Below are 18,616 nucleotides of genomic sequence, written 5' to 3'. Positions count from 1 at the left end.
GCACGTGACTCTTTTCAACGCCACCGTAGGCGGTGGTGGAGGGGAAGTGCGATGCCGCCGAAACGCGAGACGGTAGAGAAGGCGCGCAAATTGAGGCGCGCCCTCTCCCCGCCTGAAGTGGCGTTGTGGCAATGGCTGCGCAGCAGGCCGGACGGATTTAAGTTCCGGCGGCAACATTTGGCCGGGCCCTATATATTGGATTTCTATTGCCCCTCGGCGCGGCTGGCGATCGAGGTGGATGGCGGCGGCCATGACATCGCTGAACAGATTGCGCGTGATGCGCGGCGCGATGGCTGGTTGCAGGCGCAAGGGTTGCGCGTGCTGCGGGTCCGGGCTGTGGATATTTTCAGGGATTTCGATGCGGTGGGGCGGCAGATTTTACACTGCTGTTGCACATTGCCCTCCACCAGCCTTCGGCTGGTCCCCCTCCCCATGCTGCGCATGGGGAGGATTAAGTGACTGATCCGGATCAATCGGCCGGAACCCGGTTTCGCGCGCCGCATTATGTCCGGCACCCCAAGCCGGAGTTCCCCCATGGCCTTCACGCAGCTCGAACCGCCTTTGCCCGTCACCATCGAAGGCAAGGGCAAGGGCTATGCCTTCGCCGTCATCGACTATGGGCAGGAGCATAATCTGATCTGGGTGACCGGATTGTCCGAAAGCGGGGAGATATGGTGCGCACCCAACCCGCTGGTGCGGCTGGAATCAAACTGGACCATGGGACGTGTGATGCCGCGCAGCCCGGACTGGACGGAAGCCATACCCACCACCAAGCCAAGCTGACACGAAAAGGGCGCGCCACCCAATGGATGGCGCGCCCTTTTTCTGGCTCACCCCATGCTGCGCATGGGGCCGAATACCCTTATTCTTACAGCTTGCCGCTGAGCGACACGCCAATGATGCGGGGTTCGTTGAATACCGGCGCCATGTAATTTTCGATCACGCCCTTCATATTCTTCTCGCCCGTGATGTTACGGGCGAAGGCAGCGATCTCATATTTGCCGTCCGGAGCGGTATAGCCGATCTTCAGGCCACCTTCGAAGTCGCCCTTCGAATAGAACTCTTTCGTCTTGTAGAGGACGAAGTTGGTGTAGCCTTGGATGTTCCAGTCGGTCGCCGCGAACAGCTTGCCACCATTGCCCAGCGGCACGTCGTAGCGGGCCGCGATGTTGGCCGTATATTTCGGCGCGTTGGGCAGCGGGTTGCCATCGATCTGGGCGAAGACGCCGCGCGAATTGGTGACGGTCGGGTCTTGCACGGTGCAGACGACCACGCCGTTCAGCGTGCAGACCTGCGCATAGACATTCTTGTCGTTGATCTCGCTGTGCAGCAGGCTGAGGCCGGCCGACAAAGTGAGGTTTTCGAACGGACGCGCTTCCAGATCGGCTTCCAGACCATAGGCCTTGGCCGCGTCGGCGTTGAACAATACGCCATTGCCGTTCACGTCGTTGCCGTTGAGCTGAATGTCCTTCACCTTCCAGGCGAAGCCCGACAGGTTGAAGCGCAGGCGGTTGCCGAGCAGGCTGGTCTTGATGCCGCCTTCGTACGACATGATCGTTTCCGAATCCGCCGTGGTGAAGTCGCTGTTGAAGACCGCCGAGCGCCCCTGAATGGTCGGGCCACGGAAGCCGCGCGCGACGCGGGCATAGAGGCTGACTTCGGGGGTCACTTCATAGAGGGCGCTGACGTCCCAGCTCGGTTCCTTGCCGGTCATCTTCACATAGCGACGGCCAGTGTAGGTCGATACGCCAGCCGCATTGGCGGTGGCGCGGACCAGACGGGTTTCCTTCGTGTCCTTGGTATAGCGGCCGCCGGCGGTGATGGTGAAGCCGGGGACGACTTCATAGCTGGCCTGACCGAACAGGCCCCAGCTTTCATTCTTGTTGCGCAGGCGCACCCAGTTGTTGGGGTTATGCGCGGCCGTCGTCAGGAAATAGGCGCGCTGATAGAAGTCGGTGGTGTCGCGGCTGTCGAAATACATGCCGCCGACCTGCCATTTGAAGGCGCTGTCGCCGTTGCTGGCAAGGCGGACTTCCTGGCTGAGCTGGTCGAGATCGCGGACATTGCCCTGGCTCTGGCCGAAGCCGTTGGCGACGCCGTTCACCGGATAGTCGGCGCCCGCGCCGCCATCGGTGTCGCCACGGCTGTAGCCCGACGTGGTTTCATAGGCGGTGATCGAGGTCAGGGTGACGGGGCCCATGTCGATCGCGATATTTTCCGACGCGCCATAGGTTTTGTAGGCCTGCGGGTTGTTCATCGCTTCGTCCAGCGCGATCTTGCTGCGCGGTTCGCCGGCCACGCTGTTGCTGCCCTTGGTCAGGCCGGCGCGATGGAAGATGGTCGAGGTGCCGTCATAGTCGCGCGCATGGACGCTGGTCAGCATCGAGACATTTTCGGTCGGCGTCATCAACAGCTGAAGACGCACGTCCTTCTCATTATAGCCGCCCATCGCGTCCTTCTTGGGGCTGACGGTGCCGTCGGCGCTAGGGCCTTCATAGACATTGTCGACCCAGTCGTCGCGATGCTGGTAGAGGGCCGAGACGCGGAAGGCGAGCTTGTCCGCGACGATCGGGCCGCCGATGCCGCCATCGAAGGTGACGGTGTTGTAGCTGCCATAGCTGGCCTGCGCGCGACCTTCCCAGTCCATGGTCGGACGGTTGGTGTCGAACTTGATGATGCCGGCCGTGGTATTGCGGCCGAACAGCGAACCCTGCGGACCGCGCAGCACTTCCACCTGATTGACGTCGAATACCGGATTCGACTTCAGCACGACATGCTCCAGCACGACATCGTCCTGGATGATCGACACCGGCTGCGACGCGCCGAGATAGAAGTCGATATTGCCGAGGCCACGAATGTAGAAGCGCGGGAAGATGCGGCCGGTGGTGGTTTCGGCATAGAGGCCGGGCACGCGGGCGGCGAGTTCGAGAATGTCGCCGCCGCCGGCGGTCAGGTTGCGGAGCGCATCGCCCTGCACGACGCCGACGGATACCGGCACCTTCTGGAGATTTTCGGAACGGCGTTCGGCAGTGACGACGATTTCGCCCAGCGCGCCATCATCGGCAGCGCTGGCGCCTGCGTCCTGCGCATGGGCAACGCCGGTCAGCGCGCTAAAAGCCGTGGTCAGCAGCAGCGCCGACCGTCCGAAAGTGAATTTGGACAAGGTAATTCCCCGATATTCTGTTGCTTTGCGACCAGAATGCGGGCGCCCCTGCGCACCGCATTCGGATGCGACGGCGGCTAGGCCGCTTTTGTGGCGGGATGGTGACGCGCGGCGCGGCTCGACCGAATTTGTGTCAGAATATTGCGGAGCGTTGTAACATAGCAACACATCTTCGCGACGCATCAAGGTGACTGGCAAGCGTCATACACCGCTGATATCCTGTCCCCCCATGACAGGGGAAATCGAAGCAGCGGGTGACATGATCACCGGGGGCATGATGGCGCGGGCGGTGGAGCCGGGCCATGGCGAAGCTCAGGGAGAAGGCCATAGCGCCTGCCTCAATTGCGGCGCGAACGTCGATGGCCATTATTGCGCCAATTGCGGGCAGGCGGCGCATGTGCATCGCAGCTTTGCCGCGATCGGCCATGATCTGGCGCATGGCGTACTGCATTTCGAGGGGAAGATCTGGACCACCCTGCCCGAACTGGCGCTGCGGCCGGGCACGCTGACGCGGCGCTATATCCAGGGCGAGCGGGCGAAATTCGTGTCGCCCTTTGCTCTGTTCCTGTTTTCCGCCTTCCTGATGTACGCGATCTTCTCGCTCACCAGCCATCATGGCCCGACGGATGCGGTGCAGGGCGTGAAGATGGACGCGGGCGCGCAGGCCGAATTGCGCAAGGAACAGGACAAGGCCGACGCCCATATCCGCGAGATCGAGGCGAAGCTGAAGGCGCCGGGCATTTCGACCGCGCGCAAGGAAGCGCTGACCGAAAATCTGACCGACGCGCAGGCGGAGCGCAAGGGGCTGACGCTGGCGGGCGACCTGACCGACTCGCTGGTGGGCGAAGGGGTAAATGGCGGCATCGCCAAGACGGTGGGCAAGGCAGTGAGCGCGGCGGCGGAAAATCCGGAATTCGCTTATTACAAGCTCAAGGCCAATGCCTATAAATTCTCCTGGTCGCTGATCCTGATTTCCCTGCCCTTCCTGTGGCTGCTCTTTCCGTTCAGCCGCCGGTTCAAGATGTACGACCATGCGATCTATGTGACCTATTCGATCGCCTTCATGTCGCTGCTCTTTTCGCTGTCGATGCTGCTGACCGCCGTGCATGTGACCAGCGGGCTGGTGACGCTGGCGCTGCTGCTGTTCGCCGCCTGGCACATGTATCGCCAGTTCAAGGATGCCTATGCGCTGTCGCGGACCGGCACATTGCTGCGGCTGCCCCTGCTCTATGGCTTTGCCTGCGTGTCGCTCTCGCTCTTCTTCACCTTCCTGGTGATGATGGGGTGACGCGCTTCGTTCGCCCTGTATAGGGCGGGCATGATCACCTCCCCCCTCTGGCTGCCCGCCACGCTGATGGCCGGCGCGACACAGGCCTGGCGCACCGCCGTCCAGCGCCGGGTGAGCCACAGCCTGTCGATCAACGCCGCCGGGCTGGTGCGCTATCTGTACGGCATCCCGTTTGCGCTGCTGATGCTGGGTGGATATCGCCTGCTTTTCCCCACGCCCTTTCCGGCGATCGGCTCGCAATTCCTGCTCTTTTGCGCGGCAGGCGGGCTGGCGCAGATCATCGCCACCAATTTGCTGATCATGGCGTTCCAGCATCGCAATTTCGTGGTCGGCACCGCTTACTCCAAGACGGAGGCGGTGCAGGGCGCTATGCTTTCCTTCCTGTTGCTGGGCGAGCGGCTGGCGCCGCTGGCCTGGGCGGGGATCGGCTGCGGCGTGATGGGCGTGATGCTGCTGTCGACCGGGGGCAAGCGGATGGGGCCGGGCGATTTCCTGCGCGCGCTGGGGCAGCCGGCAGCACAGACAGGGATCGCATCGGGATTCTTCTTTGCGCTGACGGCGATCGGCATTCGCCGGGCAACGCAGGAAGTGGGCGGCGACGATCGCATATTGGCGGCGCTGACCGTGCTGTGCGCGACGGTGCTGTTGCAGACGCTGTTGCAGGGCGCCTGGCTGATGCTGCGCGAACCGGGCGAGATGCGCCGGGTGATGGCCAGCTGGCGCGTGTCCGGGCAGGTGGGCCTGCTGTCCGCGCTGGGCAGCGCCTGCTGGTTCACCGGCTTTGCCACCGCGCCGGTGGCGCTGGTGCGAATCGTCGGCCAGATCGAGGTCGCCTTCACCATGGCGTTCGGGCATTTTTATCTGAAGGAACGCATGTGCCGCAGCGAGGCGATGGGGCTGGCGCTGGTGGTTACGGGCGTCGTGCTGGCGCTGGCGGGATCGATGCTGGCGGGGTCGCAGCGCTAGGAGTCTGTTTGGAAAATGCGCGAAAGAGCGCATTTTCAGGGCCGCACCGGCCTTCAAACGAGGCACGTGACTCGTTTGAACCCCACCCGACCGTCCATCAGGATACCATGTCTGGGCGGTCGGGTGGGGGTGTGGGCCGGTGCGGATGCGCCAGGGGCGCATTTCCAAACAGACACTAACGCTTATTTTACCATGGTACGATAGCCCGGTGCCGTGGGAAACGAAGCGCACTCGCAAGCCGTCGCCAGCGCGGTCATGAAGGTTGCCAAATTGTCTGGCGACCTGGGCATCCGCACGCTCGATCTTCAGGCTGATATCAGTGAACTGGCCGACCGGGTGACGCAGCAGGCGCACACGATCGAGGCGATCAGCGGCGCCGCCGCGCAATTGTCGCGCGATGGCGACAGCGTGGCGCTGGCCGGGCAGGATGCGCGCGAAAAGGCGATCGCCGCCCGCGCCATCATCGATGATTCGGGACGGCAGCTTTCCGCCGCGAACAGCAATTTCGTCGACCTGATCGAACAGGTGAGCCGCATCCATGCGCGGCTGGACGGCTTTGGCGAGGCGCTGAAAACCGTCGCTCATGTGACCAGCGTGATCAGCGGCATCGCCAGCCAGACCAATTTGCTGGCGCTCAATGCCACGATCGAGGCGGCGCGAGCAGGGGACGCCGGGCGCGGCTTTGCCGTGGTCGCGTCCGAAGTGAAGAAGCTGGCGCAGGAGACGGCCGCCGCCACGCACACGATCGAACAGTCGATCGGCGCGCTGACCGGTGAGGCGGGCGGGATGCTGGCCAGCATCACCCATGGCGCACAAACCGCGCGCACCGCCCTCAACGACACCAAGAATATCGAATCGCTGGTCGACCGGCTGGGCGCGCTGATGCAGGGCCTGTCGAGCAACAGCGATTCGGTGGCGTCGCGCATCGCCTCCATGGTGGGATCGGCGGGCGAAATCCGCACCGGCCTATCGGCGCTGGCGAGCACGTCGACCGACAATGCCGACGGGCTTCAGCGCCTGTCCGGCCGGGTATCGACCGCCAGCGACGATACCAACGACCTGCTGCAATATCTGGCCGAAAGCGGCGTCGACATTCCCGATTCGCCCTATATCCGTTTCAGCCTGGAAAGCGCCGAGCAGGTCGGCCACGCGATCGAGCGCGCGATCGATGCGGGCGATATCAGCGAAGCGGCGGTCTTCAGCGAATATTATGCGCCGATCACCGGCACCAATCCGCCGCTCTTCAGCCATCCGGTACAGGCGGTGATGCTGCCCGCCGCACGGGCGCGGCAGGAACAGGCGCGCGGCTTTGCCGGCCTGTTCGGCATGACCTTCACCGACCGCAATGCCTATGGCGCGATAGCCATGCCGGAGCGCGCCCAGCCGCAGCGGCCGGGCGACCTCAACTGGAACCTCGAACATTCGCGCCAGGGCGTGATCTTCGATTTCCCCGACACGCGCGAGCAGGCGAAGATCACCCAGCCCTTCTGCATCAAGGCCTATCGCCGCCTGACGGCCGAGGGCGAAGTGATCCTGCTGAAGCAGGTGATCGCCTCCATCCATGTGAAGGGCCGCCATTGGGGCATACTGCAAATGGCCTATCGGGATCAGGGGTAGGCGCTGCATTGTGAGGGACGTCCGCCCTCTCCCGCCGGGAAAGGGAGAGAGCCGTGCAAAGCATAGCGGAAGGGTGAGGGGGCAAGGCCGCGTTACGGATCGCCCTCACCTTCCCACTCGGCTGCGCCGAGCGGGCCCCTTCCTCTCCCGGCGGGAGAGGAGATTATCCCTTTTCCGTATTTTTGATGGCGCGGAGAATTCTGTCCCCGCCCTTACTCCTCGCCGAACTTGTCCTCGACCAGGGTGACGAGTTTGCCGAGGGAGTCGACGGCTTCGGGGCCGGTCGCCTTGATGGTGATGCTGTCGCCCTTGGCCGCGCCGAGCATCATCAGGCCCATGATGGAGGTGCCGGTGACGTGATTGCCGTCCTTGCTGACGATGATGTCGGCGGGCAGGCCGCTGGCCAGGGTCACGAACTTGGCGCTAGCCCTGGCGTGCAGGCCGCGCTTGTTGCTGATGAGGACTTCCTGGCTGACTTCGTTCATGTGGTGCTGCCCAACAGTTCCGACGCTACGCTGATATATTTCTGCCCCGCTTCGCGCGCGGCGGCGACCGCAGCGCGCACGTCCATCACCTTGCGCGCGCTTTCCAGACGGATCAGCATGGGCAGGTTGATGCCGGCAATCACCTCGATCTCGCCCGCCTTGAGCAGCGAGATGGCGAGGTTGGACGGGGTGCCGCCGAACAGGTCGGTCAGCAGGATCACGCCCGCCCCGTCATTGACGCGGGCGACGGCCGCAGCGATGTCCGCGCGGCGCAGTTCCATGTCGTCTTCCGGACCAATGCAGATGGTTTCGATCTGCTGTTGCGGTCCGACGACATGCTCCATCGCCACGACGAATTCCGTCGCGAGCGAGCCATGGGTGACGAGTACGAGTCCGATCATGTGCTTACGGGGCCCACCTGTGTCATGATTACGCTTTCGGGCCTCCCGGTCGACGCTTCTCCAGACTATCCTGGGGCGTTGATTCTATATTGCGGTGCAAGACCGTGGGCGAAAAGCCCGCCTCTTGCAAGTGTTTCGCGATCCGGGTCGCGACATGGACCGAACGATGCTTGCCGCCGGTACAGCCGATCGCGACCGTGATATAGGCTTTGCCGCCCTCCGCATAACGGGGCAGCAGGGTGACGAGCAGATCCTCAATCTTGCCCACCGCTTCCTCATAGGCCGGGTCCGCCTGAATATAGGCGGCGACTTCGGGGTCGAGCCCGGTCCTGGGCCGCAGGTCAGGGTCCCAGTGCGGATTGCGCAGGAAGCGCATGTCGAACATCAGGTCGGCATTGCGGGGCACGCCGCGCGAAAAACCGAAGGACAGGATCGTCAGCACCGGGTCCGACAATCGATCCTGCGCGAAGCGGCTGCGGATTTCCTGTTGCAGGGCGTTGCTGCTGAAACTGGTGGTGTCGATCACCTGCGTCGCCCAGCGGCGCAGCGGATCGGTCAGTTCGCGTTCGCGCGCGATGCCGTCGGCGGCGGGCCGGTCCAGCGCCAGCGGGTGGCGGCGGCGCGTCTCGGCAAAGCGGCGCTCCAGTTCGGCGTCCGAACAGTCGAGGAACAGGGTTTCGACGTCATGGCTGTGCTTTTCGCGCAGCGCCTTGATTCGCTGGACGATGGCGCCGGCATCGAAGCCACGGGTGCGCGCATCGATGCCCAGTGCCAGCGGCCGTTCATCCTCCCCCGCATGGCCGGCCGGGAGCGGCGTGTCGAGCAGCCGGTCGAGCAGGACGAGCGGCAGATTGTCGACCACTTCCCAGCCCATATCCTCCAGCGTCTTGAGCGCCGTGGTCTTGCCCGCGCCCGACAGGCCCGACAGCAGGAGGATGGTCTTGGGCTGGGTCACAGGCCGAGCGCTTTCAGGCCGAGCGCTTTCAGGGCCAGTTCGACCTTGATCGGGGCGGAGGTTTCGAACGGGGCGATCTTGATGACCGGCACGTCGATGCCCGCGACGGCGCGGTGCAGCGGTTCCATCGGCATCCGGTCCACCTTGTCGAACAGGGCGCAGATCAGCGCGACGGGAGCCTCCTCCAGAGCGGGCAGATCGACGATGCCGATGCCGCGCACCTCCATCTTGCCCGCGATGGTGGCCGGGGCGCTGGCGACCAATTGCCCCCCTACTCGCCGCACCAGCGTATAATCATCGCTGACCAGCAGACCGCCGCGATCGATCAGGCGCAGCGCAAGGTCGGACTTGCCGCTGCCGCTGGGACCGGACAGCAGCACGGCGCGGCCGCCGATGGCCACGCTGGTCGCATGAAGCGTTTCAGATGAAAGTGCGCGCGCCATATCCCCCGTGCATCCGTTCTAGCCTGTGTCGGCGCGGATGGAAATGGCGAAGGCTAATGCGCTGGTTTGGAAATATGTTTCAATATGGTCGCCGCCTTGAAACAGGGCGGCGACCATGGCCCGCCGGATCAGCCGCGGATCAGCATGTCCGTCGGCAAGGGCAGCATCTCGACCTTGCCGGTGCCCACATCATAAACGGCGGCGACGACCTTCAGCGTGTCAGCCTTCACCTTCTCCTCAATCACCGGCGAGGCGTTGATGAGGGTGGCCGCCTGCACGAGCGCATTGGTGCGGGTAACAGCGGCCGGGTCCTTGCTGCGGGCGAGATAGAGGGCGGGCAGGATTGCCGGGAAGAGTGCGCTGATCTGGCCCGGCACTTCCGGATTGTCGATCGCCGCCTTCATCGCGCCGCAACTGCTATGGCCCATGACGACCAGCGCCTTCAGCCCCAGCACCGCCACGCCATATTCCAGGCTGGCGACGATTTCCGGCGTGGTGATGTTGCCAGCGATGCGAGTGACGAACAGGCGGCCGATATATTCGTCGAACACCATCTCCACCGGCACCCGCGAGTCGGCGCAGGAGAGCACGCCCACCACCGGCCACTGGCCTTCGGCCGCGCGCGCCTTGATGATCGACAGGTCCTGAAGATGGGCGGTCGGCTTGCCCGCGACGAAGCGGGCGTTGCCCGCCATGATCTCCGCCAGCGCGGCATCGGGCGTCAGGGATGCATCCGGGCCATCGGCGGATGGCGCCGCGATCGCGGGCGCGGCGGACAGGCCGGTCATGGCCGCGCCACCCATGAGAGTCATCGCTGTGAGAAAGGCGCGACGGGAAGGATCGGCGCCCTCCCCATCCTGCGTCCCGTGCTGCTGATCCTGCAGGCAATCGACGTCCGAACACATGGGCAATCTCCCTGTGATGAGGAGCGTCGATGATGCCGAAGCGGTGAGTTGCGGGCAATAAAATTGCTAATGAATCTGAAATTCACGCTTTTTTGCCTGATAGCAGGCAGATGCCCCGCCGCTATTCCGACACGATGCCCGGATCGCGGGCGACGGCCATGGGCAGGCGGACCACGAAGCGGGCGCCATTTTGTTCGTCCTCGCGGTCGCCGATCGCGATCTTGCCCTGATGCCCCTCCACGATGGAGCGGGCGATGGCGAGGCCAAGACCCGAATGCTTGCCGAACGTCTCCCCTTCCGGCCGGACGCTGTGGAAGCGACGGAAAATATGTTCGCGTTCGGACAGGGGAACGCCGGGGCCTTCATCCTCAACACTGACCAGCACTTCGTCATCGGCAACGGTGGCGATGATCTGGACGAGGCCGCCGTCGGGCGAGAAGGAGATGGCATTGTCGATCAGATTGTCGAGCACGCGGATGAGCCGCCCCTCCTCGCCCAGCACCACCGCGACATCCTTGCGCGGGCGGGCGAAGGCAAGGCGGACGCTGCGCGGCACGCCGCGCGCTTCGCGGGCGATCACCATCTTTTCGATCAGCAGGCCCAGGTCGATCGGTTCGAAATGGGTGCGGGACAATTCGGCATCGACGCGCGAGGCTTCGGCAATGTCGGTGACGAGGCGGTCGAGGCGGCGGACGTCATCCTGCGCGATGGCCATGAGCTGCGTGCGCAGATCGGGCCGCTCCACCCGGTCGAGCGCATCGAGGGCGGAGCGCAGCGAGGCGATCGGATTCTTGAGTTCGTGGGACACATCGGCGGCGAAGGCGTCGGTCGCGTCGATCCGCTGGCGCAGCGCATGGCTCATGTCGGACAGGGCGCGGGCTAGCATGCCGATCTCGTCGCGCCGTTCGGGCAGGCGCGGCACCGTGACCGAGCGGGCGCGGCCGAGGCGGACGCGCACGGCGGCGCGGGCCAGACGCTGGAGCGGCTGGACGATGGTGCGGGCGAGGAACAGCGAGAGCAGGACCGAAGCCAGCACCGCCACGGCCAGCACCATGCCCAGGCGCAGCCGTTCGGCCCGCACGGTGCGGGTGATGTCGCGGGCATTTTCGGTCGCGAGCAGGCTGCCGCCATCGCGGGTCGCGACGGCCGCCGATATCATGAAGGTGCGGTCGGGCGCATAGCGGTTCATCGCCTGCGGCCGCAGCGTCTTGCGCGCCAATATGAGTTCGGGCCAGGCATCCGCCTTGTCGACCACCGGCTCCTCGAAATCGGGGGGGCGGTCGGCCGACACGATCCGGTCGACTGCCTTGTCGAGGAAGCGGGCGACATGGCGCTGCCATTCCTCCTCCGAAGGCAGGCGCAGCCGGTAGCGGGGCGCATCCATCAGGAAACTGTCGGCAATCCGATCGCCATTGGCGGCGTAACGGCGCACCCGGTCGCCGGTCTGGCGCGAATAGGCGGCGATCAGCGCATTCTGCCGGTCGGCCGGCGCATTTTCCAGGCCAATGGCGAGCAGCTTCAGCTCGCGCGCCGACTGTTCCAGCCGATCGTCGACGATACGGGTGCGATAGCTGTCGAGATAGAAGAAGCCGCCCGCCAGCAAGGCGAGCGCGAAGACGTTGACCGCCAGAATGCGCGGCGTGAGGCTCAGCCGCCCCGACCAGCGCACCGCGAGCGGCGCGTCCTCACTCCTCGGAGAATCGGTATCCGGCGCCATAGAGGGTGTCGATTGCGTTGAAATCGGAGTCTACCTCGCGGAACTTGCGGCGCAGCCGCTTGATATGGCTGTCGATCGTGCGGTCATCGACATAGACGTCGTCCTGATAGGCGGCGTCCATCAACTGGTTGCGGTTCTTGACCACGCCGGGCCGCGCCGCAAGCGTTTCCAGGATCAGAAATTCGGTGACGGTCAGGGTGACATCCTGCCCGTTCCATTTGACCCGGTGGCGGGCCGGGTCCATTTCCAGCCGGCCGCGCACGATGGGGTCGGCTGCCGGTTCGTCCGGAGCATCGGGCGTCTTGCTGACTTCGGCGCGGCGCAGGATGGCGCGGATGCGCGCGATCAGCAACCGTTGCGAGAAGGGTTTGGAGATATAGTCGTCCGCGCCCATGGCCAGGCCCAGCGCCTCATCCAGTTCATCCGTCTTGGACGTCAGGAAGATGACCGGCATCTGCGTCTTTTCCCGCAGGCGGCGCAGCAGTTCCAATCCGTCCATGCGGGGCATCTTGATATCGAAGACGGCAAGGTCGGCGGGGTTTTCCAGCAGCGCCTTCAGCGCGCCTTCCGGATCGGAATAGATGCGCGTCATGAAGCCTTCGGACTGTAGCGCGATCGACACCGAAGTCAGGATATTCTTGTCGTCATCCACCAGGGCGATGGTTGCGGTCATGCGGCATCCCGGAAGTAAGGCAGGGCAAAGTGAGGCAGAGCGTTAGACGATGCGCCCCGTCGCTGCAAGGAAGGGCAAGCCGCCGGGCGCGCGACATTTGGGATCGAAAAGTGGGCGCAATCGGCTGCGCGAAGGCTCCTTCACCCGGATTTGACGGCCGATACGCAAAGCCCTATGCCCATGTTGTCTGCATTGAGGACGTCGCGCAAAGACGCGACACCGAGAGGCTAGATTCGGTCGCGACATGAAAATATGCGTGACAGGGCAAATATATATCAGGAGCAAAGGCGTGCAGGCCAAATCCTCTATCACCCTGGATGATCAGGGCATTTCCACCCGTGCCGTTCAGCATTGGAATCTGGGCACTGCCCCGCTGGTCGAGGCAGCGATCCGCAATGGCGAAGGCATCCTGTCCAAGGACGGCCCGCTGGTCGTGAAGACCGGCAAGCACACTGGCCGCAGCGCCAAGGACAAGTTCATCGTCCGGGATGCCGAAACCGAAGACACGGTATGGTGGGGCGACACCAATCGCGGCATGACGCCGGAACATTTCGCCGCGCTGAAGGAAGATTTCTTGCACGCGCTGGGCGAGAAGGACACGCTCTATGTCGCCGACCTGTTCGGCGGTTCGCAGCCCGAACATCGCGTCAATGTGCGCGTCATCAACGAGCGCGCCTGGCACAATCTGTTCATCCGCACCCTGCTGGTGCGCCCGACCGCCGATGAGCTGGCCGGCTTCGCGCCCGAATATACCATCATCGACCTGCCGACTTTCCGCGCCGACCCGGCGCGCCATGGCAGCCGCAGCGAAACCGTGATCGCGGTCAACTTCACCGAGAAGCTGATCCTGATCGGCGGCACCAGCTATGCCGGCGAAATGAAGAAGTCGGTGTTCGGCATCCTCAACTATCTGCTGCCGACCAAGGGCGTGATGCCGATGCACTGTTCCGCCAATATCGGCGCGAATGGCGACACGGCCGTCTTCTTCGGCCTGTCGGGCACGGGCAAGACGACGCTGTCGGCCGATGCCAGCCGCACGCTGATCGGCGATGACGAGCATGGCTGGTCGGATACCGCCGTCTTCAACTTCGAAGGCGGCTGCTATGCCAAGATGATCAACCTGTCGGCCGAGGCCGAGCCGGAGATCTTCGCCACCACCAAGCGGTTCGGCACGGTGCTGGAAAATGTCGTGATCGACGAAGAGACCCGCACGATCGACCTGGACGACAACTCGCTGGCCGAAAATAGCCGTGGTTCCTACCCGATCGACTTCATCCCGAACACGTCGGAGAAGAATCTGGGGCCGGTCCCGAAGAATATCATCTTCCTGACCGCCGACGCCTATGGCGTGCTGCCGCCGATCGCGCGGCTGACCCCGGAACAGGCCATGTATCACTTCCTGTCCGGCTATACCGCGCGCGTCGCGGGCACCGAGATCGGCGTGACGGAGCCGACGGCTACCTTCTCGACCTGCTTCGGTGCGCCCTTCATGCCGCGCCACCCCAGCGTCTATGGCAATCTGCTCAAGGAGCGGATCAACAAGGGCGGCGTCACCTGCTGGCTGGTCAATACCGGCTGGGCGGGCGGCAAGGCCACCATGCCGGGGATCAAGCGCATGCCGATCAAGGTGACGCGCGCGTTGCTGAACGCGGCTCTGGACGGCAGCCTGAACGATGTCGAATTCCGCACCGATCCGAACTTCGGCTTCGAAGTGCCGGTGGCGGTGAATGGCGTCGATTCGACCATCCTCGACCCGCGCGCCATGTGGGCCGACAAGGAAGCCTATGACCTGACCGCGCTGACGCTGGTGAAGCAGTTCGTGGACAATTTCGCCCAGTTCGAGGCGCATGTCGACGATGGCGTCCGCAGCGCGGCGCTGACCGCCGCCTGATCGCGGGACTGATTTGATCGCCTGACGTAAGGGCAGGTGACGGCAAGGAGCCGGGGGCGCGATCCCCCGGCTCTTTTGCTTTGGGTTAAGGATGTAAACTGCTATTCTGGCGGCCAATCTTTTGCGGGAGTAATGGGCATGTTCGAAGATATGATCGGCAAGTTCGGCGGGCTGGAAGCGATCGCGGCGCAGATCGGCATCAGCCCGGAGCAGATGCAGGGCCTGTTCAGCGAAATCAGCGCCAAGATCGGTTCGGGCGAGACGAGCGTGACGGCGCTGGCGGAGACGGCGGCCGAACATGGCGTGTCGGCCGACAAGTTGCAGGAACTGCTGGGCGCGTTCGGTGGGCCGGAAGCGATCATGGGCAAGCTGGGCGGCTTTTTCGACCGCGATGGCGACGGCAATCCGCTGAATGAACTGGGTGGCATCGCCAAGGGCCTCTTTGGTTGAATGAGGCAGAAGGGGTGCCCCGCAAAAGGGCGCCCTTTGGGCTTCGATAGTTTTTTTGGCCTTGCCTTTGAGGTACGGGCGGGCCATTCGCGGATGAGGATATTATTGCGAATGATCCGCAACTGGCCCCGCTCCGGGCGGCGCCGGCGCAATGCAAGGATAAGGTCTTGACCGACGTGACGATCGAAAAGCCGGTACTGGAACCCACCGGCGCGCTTTCCGTGGAAACCGTGCTGTCGGTGAAGCACTGGAACGAGCATCTGTTCAGCTTCCGCATCACGCGGCCCGCCGCCTTCCGTTTCCGGTCGGGCGAGTTCATCATGATCGGCCTGAAGGGCGATAATGGCAAGCCGCTGCTTCGCGCCTATTCGATCGCCAGCCCAAGCTGGGACGAGGAAATCGAATTCCTGTCGATCAAGGTGCAGGATGGTCCGCTGACCAGCAAGCTTCAGAAGATCGAGCCGGGCGACCAGATCTACCTTGGCCGCAAGCCGACCGGTACGCTGGTGACTGACGCTTTGTTGCCGGGCAAGCGGCTCATCATGCTGTCGACCGGCACCGGCCTGGCGCCGTTCCTGAGCCTGCCGCGTGACCCGGACGTCTATGAATTTTACGAGCAGGTCGTCGTCGTCCATTCGGTGCGCCGGGTGAGCGATCTGGCGTTCCGCGAGGAGATGGAAGGCAAGTGGAGCGAAGATCCGCTGGTCGCCGAACAGGCCGCGACGCAGTTCCATTATGTGCCGACCGTGACGCGCGAGCCGTTCGATGGCCATAGCGAGCGTATCGACAAGCTGCTCGACAGCGGCGCGCTGTTCGAAGGCGTGCCGGGGTCGGCGAAGTTCGATCCCGAGACGGACCGGATCATGATGTGCGGCAGCATGGAGATGATCAAGCAGTTCGGCGCCTATTTCGAGGAGCAGGGCTTCACCGAAGGGTCGAATGCGGCGCCGGGGCAGTTCGTGATTGAAAGAGCGTTTGTCGGTTAAGACAGACGCAAAGCGAATAGGAAAGGCCGGGGGAGCGATCCTCCGGCCTTTTTCGTGCACTATTCCCCTCCCTGAAAGGGAGGGGTTAGGGGTGGGTGGCGAGCGTAGCGAGCCTCCTACGGAGGCTACCCACCCCCGGCCCCTCCCTTTCAGGGAGGGGAGAAGGTTCGTCAGGCGCTCCGTCGTTCCGTGACCCAGCTATCGACATTCTTGGCCAGCACGGTCATCGGCACGCCGCCGCCCTTGACCACGGCGTCGTTGAAGAGGCGGAAGTCGAATTTGTCGCCCAGCGCCTTTTTCGCCATTTCGCGCAGGCGGACGATTTCGCCATGGCCGACCTTGTAGCCGCAGGCCTGCCCCGGCCAGGCGCAGTAGCGATCCACTTCGCCCTGCACATCCTCGACACTGGAGCCGTTGGTGGTGGCGAACCAGTGGATGGCATGGTCGCGGGTCCAGCGCTTGGCGTGGAGGCCGGTGTCGACCACGAGGCGGCAGCAGCGATAGGCGATCGACTGGAGATAGCCCAGCCGCCCGGCGACATCGCCATCATAGGCGCCCAGTTCGTCGCCAAGCTGTTCGGCATAGAGCGCCCAGCCCTCGCTATAGGCGTTGAAGGCGAGGAGGGAGCGGATCAGCGGCAGTTTATAGGTATATTCGCCCTGCCAGATATGGCCGGGTATCCCCTCATGATAGCAGAGGGTGGGCAGCGAATAGCGCGGCCAGATGCTGGTATCGCGCAGGTTGATATAATAGTTGCCGGGGACCGATCCGTCGATCGTGCCGGGGCCGGCATAGGCGCCGGGTGCCCCCGCCTCGATCTCCACGGGCACGCGCTTCACGATCAGCTTGGCCGGGACCAAGGTGGCGAAGGCGCGCGGCAGACGGGTGCGGATGTCGGCGAGACGGCCGTCGATGAAGGACAGGATCTGCTGGCGACCCTGATCGTCATTGGGGAAGAGATATTGCGGGTCTTTGCCCATCGCGGTCATGCGTTCGCCGACGGTGCCCTTCGTCATGCCCAGGCTTTTGAGCAGGCGGTCCATTTCGGATTGCAGGGCGGCGAGTTGTTCGAGGCCGAGCTTGTGCACCTCCTCCGGCGAGCGGGTGGTGGTGGTGCCGGCCCGCAGCGCCCAGTCATAATAGGCCTCGCCCTGCGGCAATTTCCATACGCCCGCGTCCATGGTGGCGGTGGCGCGGTGGCGTTGCAGTTCGGCGACCTGCGCGGCGAGCGCGGGGGCGACTTCGTCGCGGACGATCTGCTGCGCCTTGGCGGCATAGTCGCCGGGCATGTCCCTGGTGCGGCGGGCGATGGAGGCGACGGGCACCCACTGGTCGATCGGCTGCGCCTGCACCGTGGCCATCTGCTTCAGCGTCTTGTCGAGCAGGAAGGCAGGCGCGGTGACGCCGATGCCGGCATCATGTTTCAACCTTTCCGTCTCGCCCTTGAGGTTCGCGGCATAGGCGTGGAGGCGGGCGAGATAGGCGTCGGCGTCGGCCGCATCCTTGATCGCATGATTGCTGTCGAGGAAGTCGGGCGTCTCGACAAAGGCACCGGTATTCTGCGCGACGGCATAGGGCGCGTTGCGATAGGACCAGTTGCTGTTCATCATCGCCATGTCGCCAAAGGGGAAGGCGAAGCCGTCCGCCGCCATCTCATGGGATGCCAGCACGACTTCGACATCGGTGCGGGCGCCGGGCGAAAGGGGCTTGAGGTCGATCGCGCGCAGCTTGGCGAGGCGGTCCTTCACATGGGCGGCGATCTGCGCCTGCCCGGCGGGCGTCTTGTCGCCCAGACGGCTTTTGAGCGCGACGCGGGCGCCGGTATCGATGCCAAGGCCGCTGGCACTTTCGGGCGCATCGGCCAGCATCGCTTCGGCCATGTCGGACAGGATCGCTTCGGCCCGGCCATCCGCCGTATCGGTGGCGGCAAGGGCGCGCGCGGGGAGCGCAGACAGGGCGATGGCAGAGGAGCCGGCGACGAGGAAATCGCGGCGGGAGGTCGTCATGGGAAGCTGGTCTCCGATAGGCAATCTGTCCCTTAACTTCGCATATTTCCCGCAGATTTCGACATGAAATTTCCTTCATGCGACAGATTATGACAAGGCATCAGGGCGGGGTGACGCGCCTGCCACCGCCGCCAGCGCGGGGACGAGCCTCGCCCATTCCTCCGGCGAGAAGGGGCCATTGTCGATCAGCGTGGTGATGACATGGCGCAGCGCCATGCGCTGGCGATGGGGCATGGCGGCGCGGCGGCCATCCTGGTCCGCGCCCAGCGCGTTGAGCGCGGCGAACATCAGCCGGGGATCATTGTCGGTTCGCTGGCCGACCACCTCGCCCCGGCGGACGATCGGCCGGACGCGCTTGCCACGGATGAGGGCGATGGCGCGGGCGCGGCTTTCATCCAGCCCCATGTCGAGCGCCCAGTCCCAGGCGGCGGCGAAACTGTCCGCCCCTGCCCTGCGCCGCAGATGATAGGCCGATCGGGGCGATCGCCCCACGCTGCGCGCCGCCTGTGCGACCACGCCGCAGCGGGACAGCGCATCGATGAAGGCGCGCTGGGTGTCAGGGCACCATCCCTGCGCGCGGCGGCGCAGCATGGGGACGGGGGCGAAGTGGAGCGGATCGGGGTGTTGGGTCATGGCAAGAGGGTGGCATGGCGGGGGCCTGTAGGACAGG

The 18,616-nt window shown here is 64.4% G+C and carries 18 protein-coding genes; 8 read left to right on the top strand and 10 right to left on the bottom strand.

Features of this window, described 5'->3' with window-relative positions:
• The first annotated feature begins 51 nt into the window (after positions 1-51).
• On the top strand, positions 52-459 hold the full coding sequence (locus tag BMY84_RS01900) for an endonuclease domain-containing protein (RefSeq protein ID WP_093079908.1): 408 nt from the start codon (positions 52-54) through the stop codon (positions 457-459).
• 75 nt (positions 460-534) lie between these two features.
• Positions 535-783 carry a hypothetical protein gene (locus BMY84_RS01895; protein WP_093079906.1) on the top strand — a complete coding sequence of 83 codons (249 nt, stop codon included), beginning with the start codon at positions 535-537 and terminating at the stop codon, positions 781-783.
• A gap of 85 nt (positions 784-868) precedes the next feature.
• Here the strand turns inward: BMY84_RS01895 and BMY84_RS01890 are convergent, their stop codons facing one another.
• Positions 869-3,163 carry a TonB-dependent receptor gene (locus BMY84_RS01890; RefSeq protein WP_093079903.1) on the bottom strand — a complete coding sequence of 765 codons (2,295 nt, stop codon included), beginning with the start codon at positions 3,161-3,163 and terminating at the stop codon, positions 869-871.
• A 229-nt stretch (positions 3,164-3,392) separates the two neighbouring features.
• On the opposite strand from BMY84_RS01890, the gene BMY84_RS01885 reads away from it, so the two are divergent.
• From BMY84_RS01885 to BMY84_RS01875, 3 genes are all read left to right on the top strand, one after another.
• On the top strand, positions 3,393-4,451 hold the full coding sequence (locus BMY84_RS01885; RefSeq protein WP_093079901.1) for a DUF3667 domain-containing protein: 1,059 nt from the start codon (positions 3,393-3,395) through the stop codon (positions 4,449-4,451).
• A gap of 30 nt (positions 4,452-4,481) precedes the next feature.
• Positions 4,482-5,417, top strand: a complete 936-nt coding sequence (locus BMY84_RS01880) for a DMT family transporter (RefSeq protein WP_093079898.1) — start codon at positions 4,482-4,484, stop codon at positions 5,415-5,417.
• A 255-nt stretch (positions 5,418-5,672) separates the two neighbouring features.
• Positions 5,673-7,034, top strand: coding sequence for a methyl-accepting chemotaxis protein (locus BMY84_RS01875; RefSeq protein WP_093081608.1), 1,362 nt, complete (start codon positions 5,673-5,675; stop codon positions 7,032-7,034).
• Between the two features lie 212 nt (positions 7,035-7,246).
• Here the strand turns inward: BMY84_RS01875 and BMY84_RS01870 are convergent, their stop codons facing one another.
• The 7 genes from BMY84_RS01870 to BMY84_RS01840 all read right to left on the bottom strand — a co-directional run bounded on the left by BMY84_RS01870 (position 7,247) and on the right by BMY84_RS01840 (position 12,613).
• Positions 7,247-7,519, bottom strand: coding sequence for an HPr family phosphocarrier protein (locus BMY84_RS01870; RefSeq protein ID WP_093014590.1), 273 nt, complete (start codon positions 7,517-7,519; stop codon positions 7,247-7,249).
• Positions 7,516-7,920 carry a PTS sugar transporter subunit IIA gene (locus BMY84_RS01865; protein ID WP_093014587.1) on the bottom strand — a complete coding sequence of 135 codons (405 nt, stop codon included), beginning with the start codon at positions 7,918-7,920 and terminating at the stop codon, positions 7,516-7,518. Before BMY84_RS01865 ends, BMY84_RS01870 begins: the two co-directional genes overlap by 4 nt.
• Positions 7,921-7,948: 28 nt before the next feature.
• Positions 7,949-8,875, bottom strand: coding sequence for an RNase adapter RapZ (gene rapZ / locus BMY84_RS01860; RefSeq protein WP_093079896.1), 927 nt, complete (start codon positions 8,873-8,875; stop codon positions 7,949-7,951).
• Positions 8,872-9,318 carry an HPr kinase/phosphorylase gene (locus BMY84_RS01855; protein WP_093079893.1) on the bottom strand — a complete coding sequence of 149 codons (447 nt, stop codon included), beginning with the start codon at positions 9,316-9,318 and terminating at the stop codon, positions 8,872-8,874. The genes rapZ and BMY84_RS01855 overlap by 4 nt, the downstream gene beginning before the upstream one ends.
• A 128-nt stretch (positions 9,319-9,446) precedes the next feature.
• A complete protein-coding gene (locus BMY84_RS01850) occupies positions 9,447-10,223 on the bottom strand; it encodes a carbonic anhydrase (RefSeq protein WP_093079891.1) in 777 nt (258 codons plus the stop codon).
• Between the two features lie 121 nt (positions 10,224-10,344).
• Positions 10,345-11,940, bottom strand: coding sequence for a sensor histidine kinase (locus BMY84_RS01845; RefSeq protein ID WP_093079888.1), 1,596 nt, complete (start codon positions 11,938-11,940; stop codon positions 10,345-10,347).
• Positions 11,909-12,613, bottom strand: a complete 705-nt coding sequence (locus BMY84_RS01840; protein WP_093079886.1) for a response regulator transcription factor — start codon at positions 12,611-12,613, stop codon at positions 11,909-11,911. Before BMY84_RS01840 ends, BMY84_RS01845 begins: the two co-directional genes overlap by 32 nt.
• A gap of 289 nt (positions 12,614-12,902) precedes the next feature.
• Here BMY84_RS01840 and BMY84_RS01835 point away from each other — a divergent pair, with 289 nt between their 5' ends.
• The 3 genes from BMY84_RS01835 (at position 12,903) to BMY84_RS01825 (ending at position 15,940) form a co-directional block, all read left to right on the top strand.
• Positions 12,903-14,504 (top strand): phosphoenolpyruvate carboxykinase, encoded by a 1,602-nt coding sequence (locus tag BMY84_RS01835; RefSeq protein ID WP_093079883.1) that lies wholly within the window; start codon positions 12,903-12,905, stop codon positions 14,502-14,504.
• Between the two features lie 132 nt (positions 14,505-14,636).
• The gene (locus BMY84_RS01830; RefSeq protein ID WP_093079880.1) at positions 14,637-14,954 is read left to right on the top strand and encodes a hypothetical protein; all 318 of its coding nucleotides are present in this window, start codon (positions 14,637-14,639) and stop codon (positions 14,952-14,954) included.
• Positions 14,955-15,121: 167 nt separating this feature from the next.
• Entirely contained in the window at positions 15,122-15,940 is an 819-nt protein-coding gene (locus tag BMY84_RS01825) for a ferredoxin--NADP reductase (RefSeq protein WP_093079877.1), read from the top strand.
• A gap of 170 nt (positions 15,941-16,110) precedes the next feature.
• On the opposite strand, the gene BMY84_RS01820 is transcribed toward BMY84_RS01825, so the two are convergent.
• Both BMY84_RS01820 and BMY84_RS01815 read right to left on the bottom strand, forming a co-directional pair.
• Complete coding sequence (locus BMY84_RS01820) at positions 16,111-17,946, bottom strand: DUF885 domain-containing protein (protein WP_093079874.1); 1,836 nt, start codon at positions 17,944-17,946, stop codon at positions 16,111-16,113.
• 87 nt (positions 17,947-18,033) lie between these two features.
• Positions 18,034-18,579 carry a hypothetical protein gene (locus tag BMY84_RS01815; RefSeq protein ID WP_256215006.1) on the bottom strand — a complete coding sequence of 182 codons (546 nt, stop codon included), beginning with the start codon at positions 18,577-18,579 and terminating at the stop codon, positions 18,034-18,036.
• Positions 18,580-18,616: the final 37 nt, after the last annotated feature.

The organism is Sphingobium sp. AP50 (assembly GCF_900109095.1).
Taxonomy (GTDB): Bacteria; Pseudomonadota; Alphaproteobacteria; order Sphingomonadales; family Sphingomonadaceae; genus Sphingobium.
This window is presented reverse-complemented; position numbering and strand designations above follow the sequence as displayed.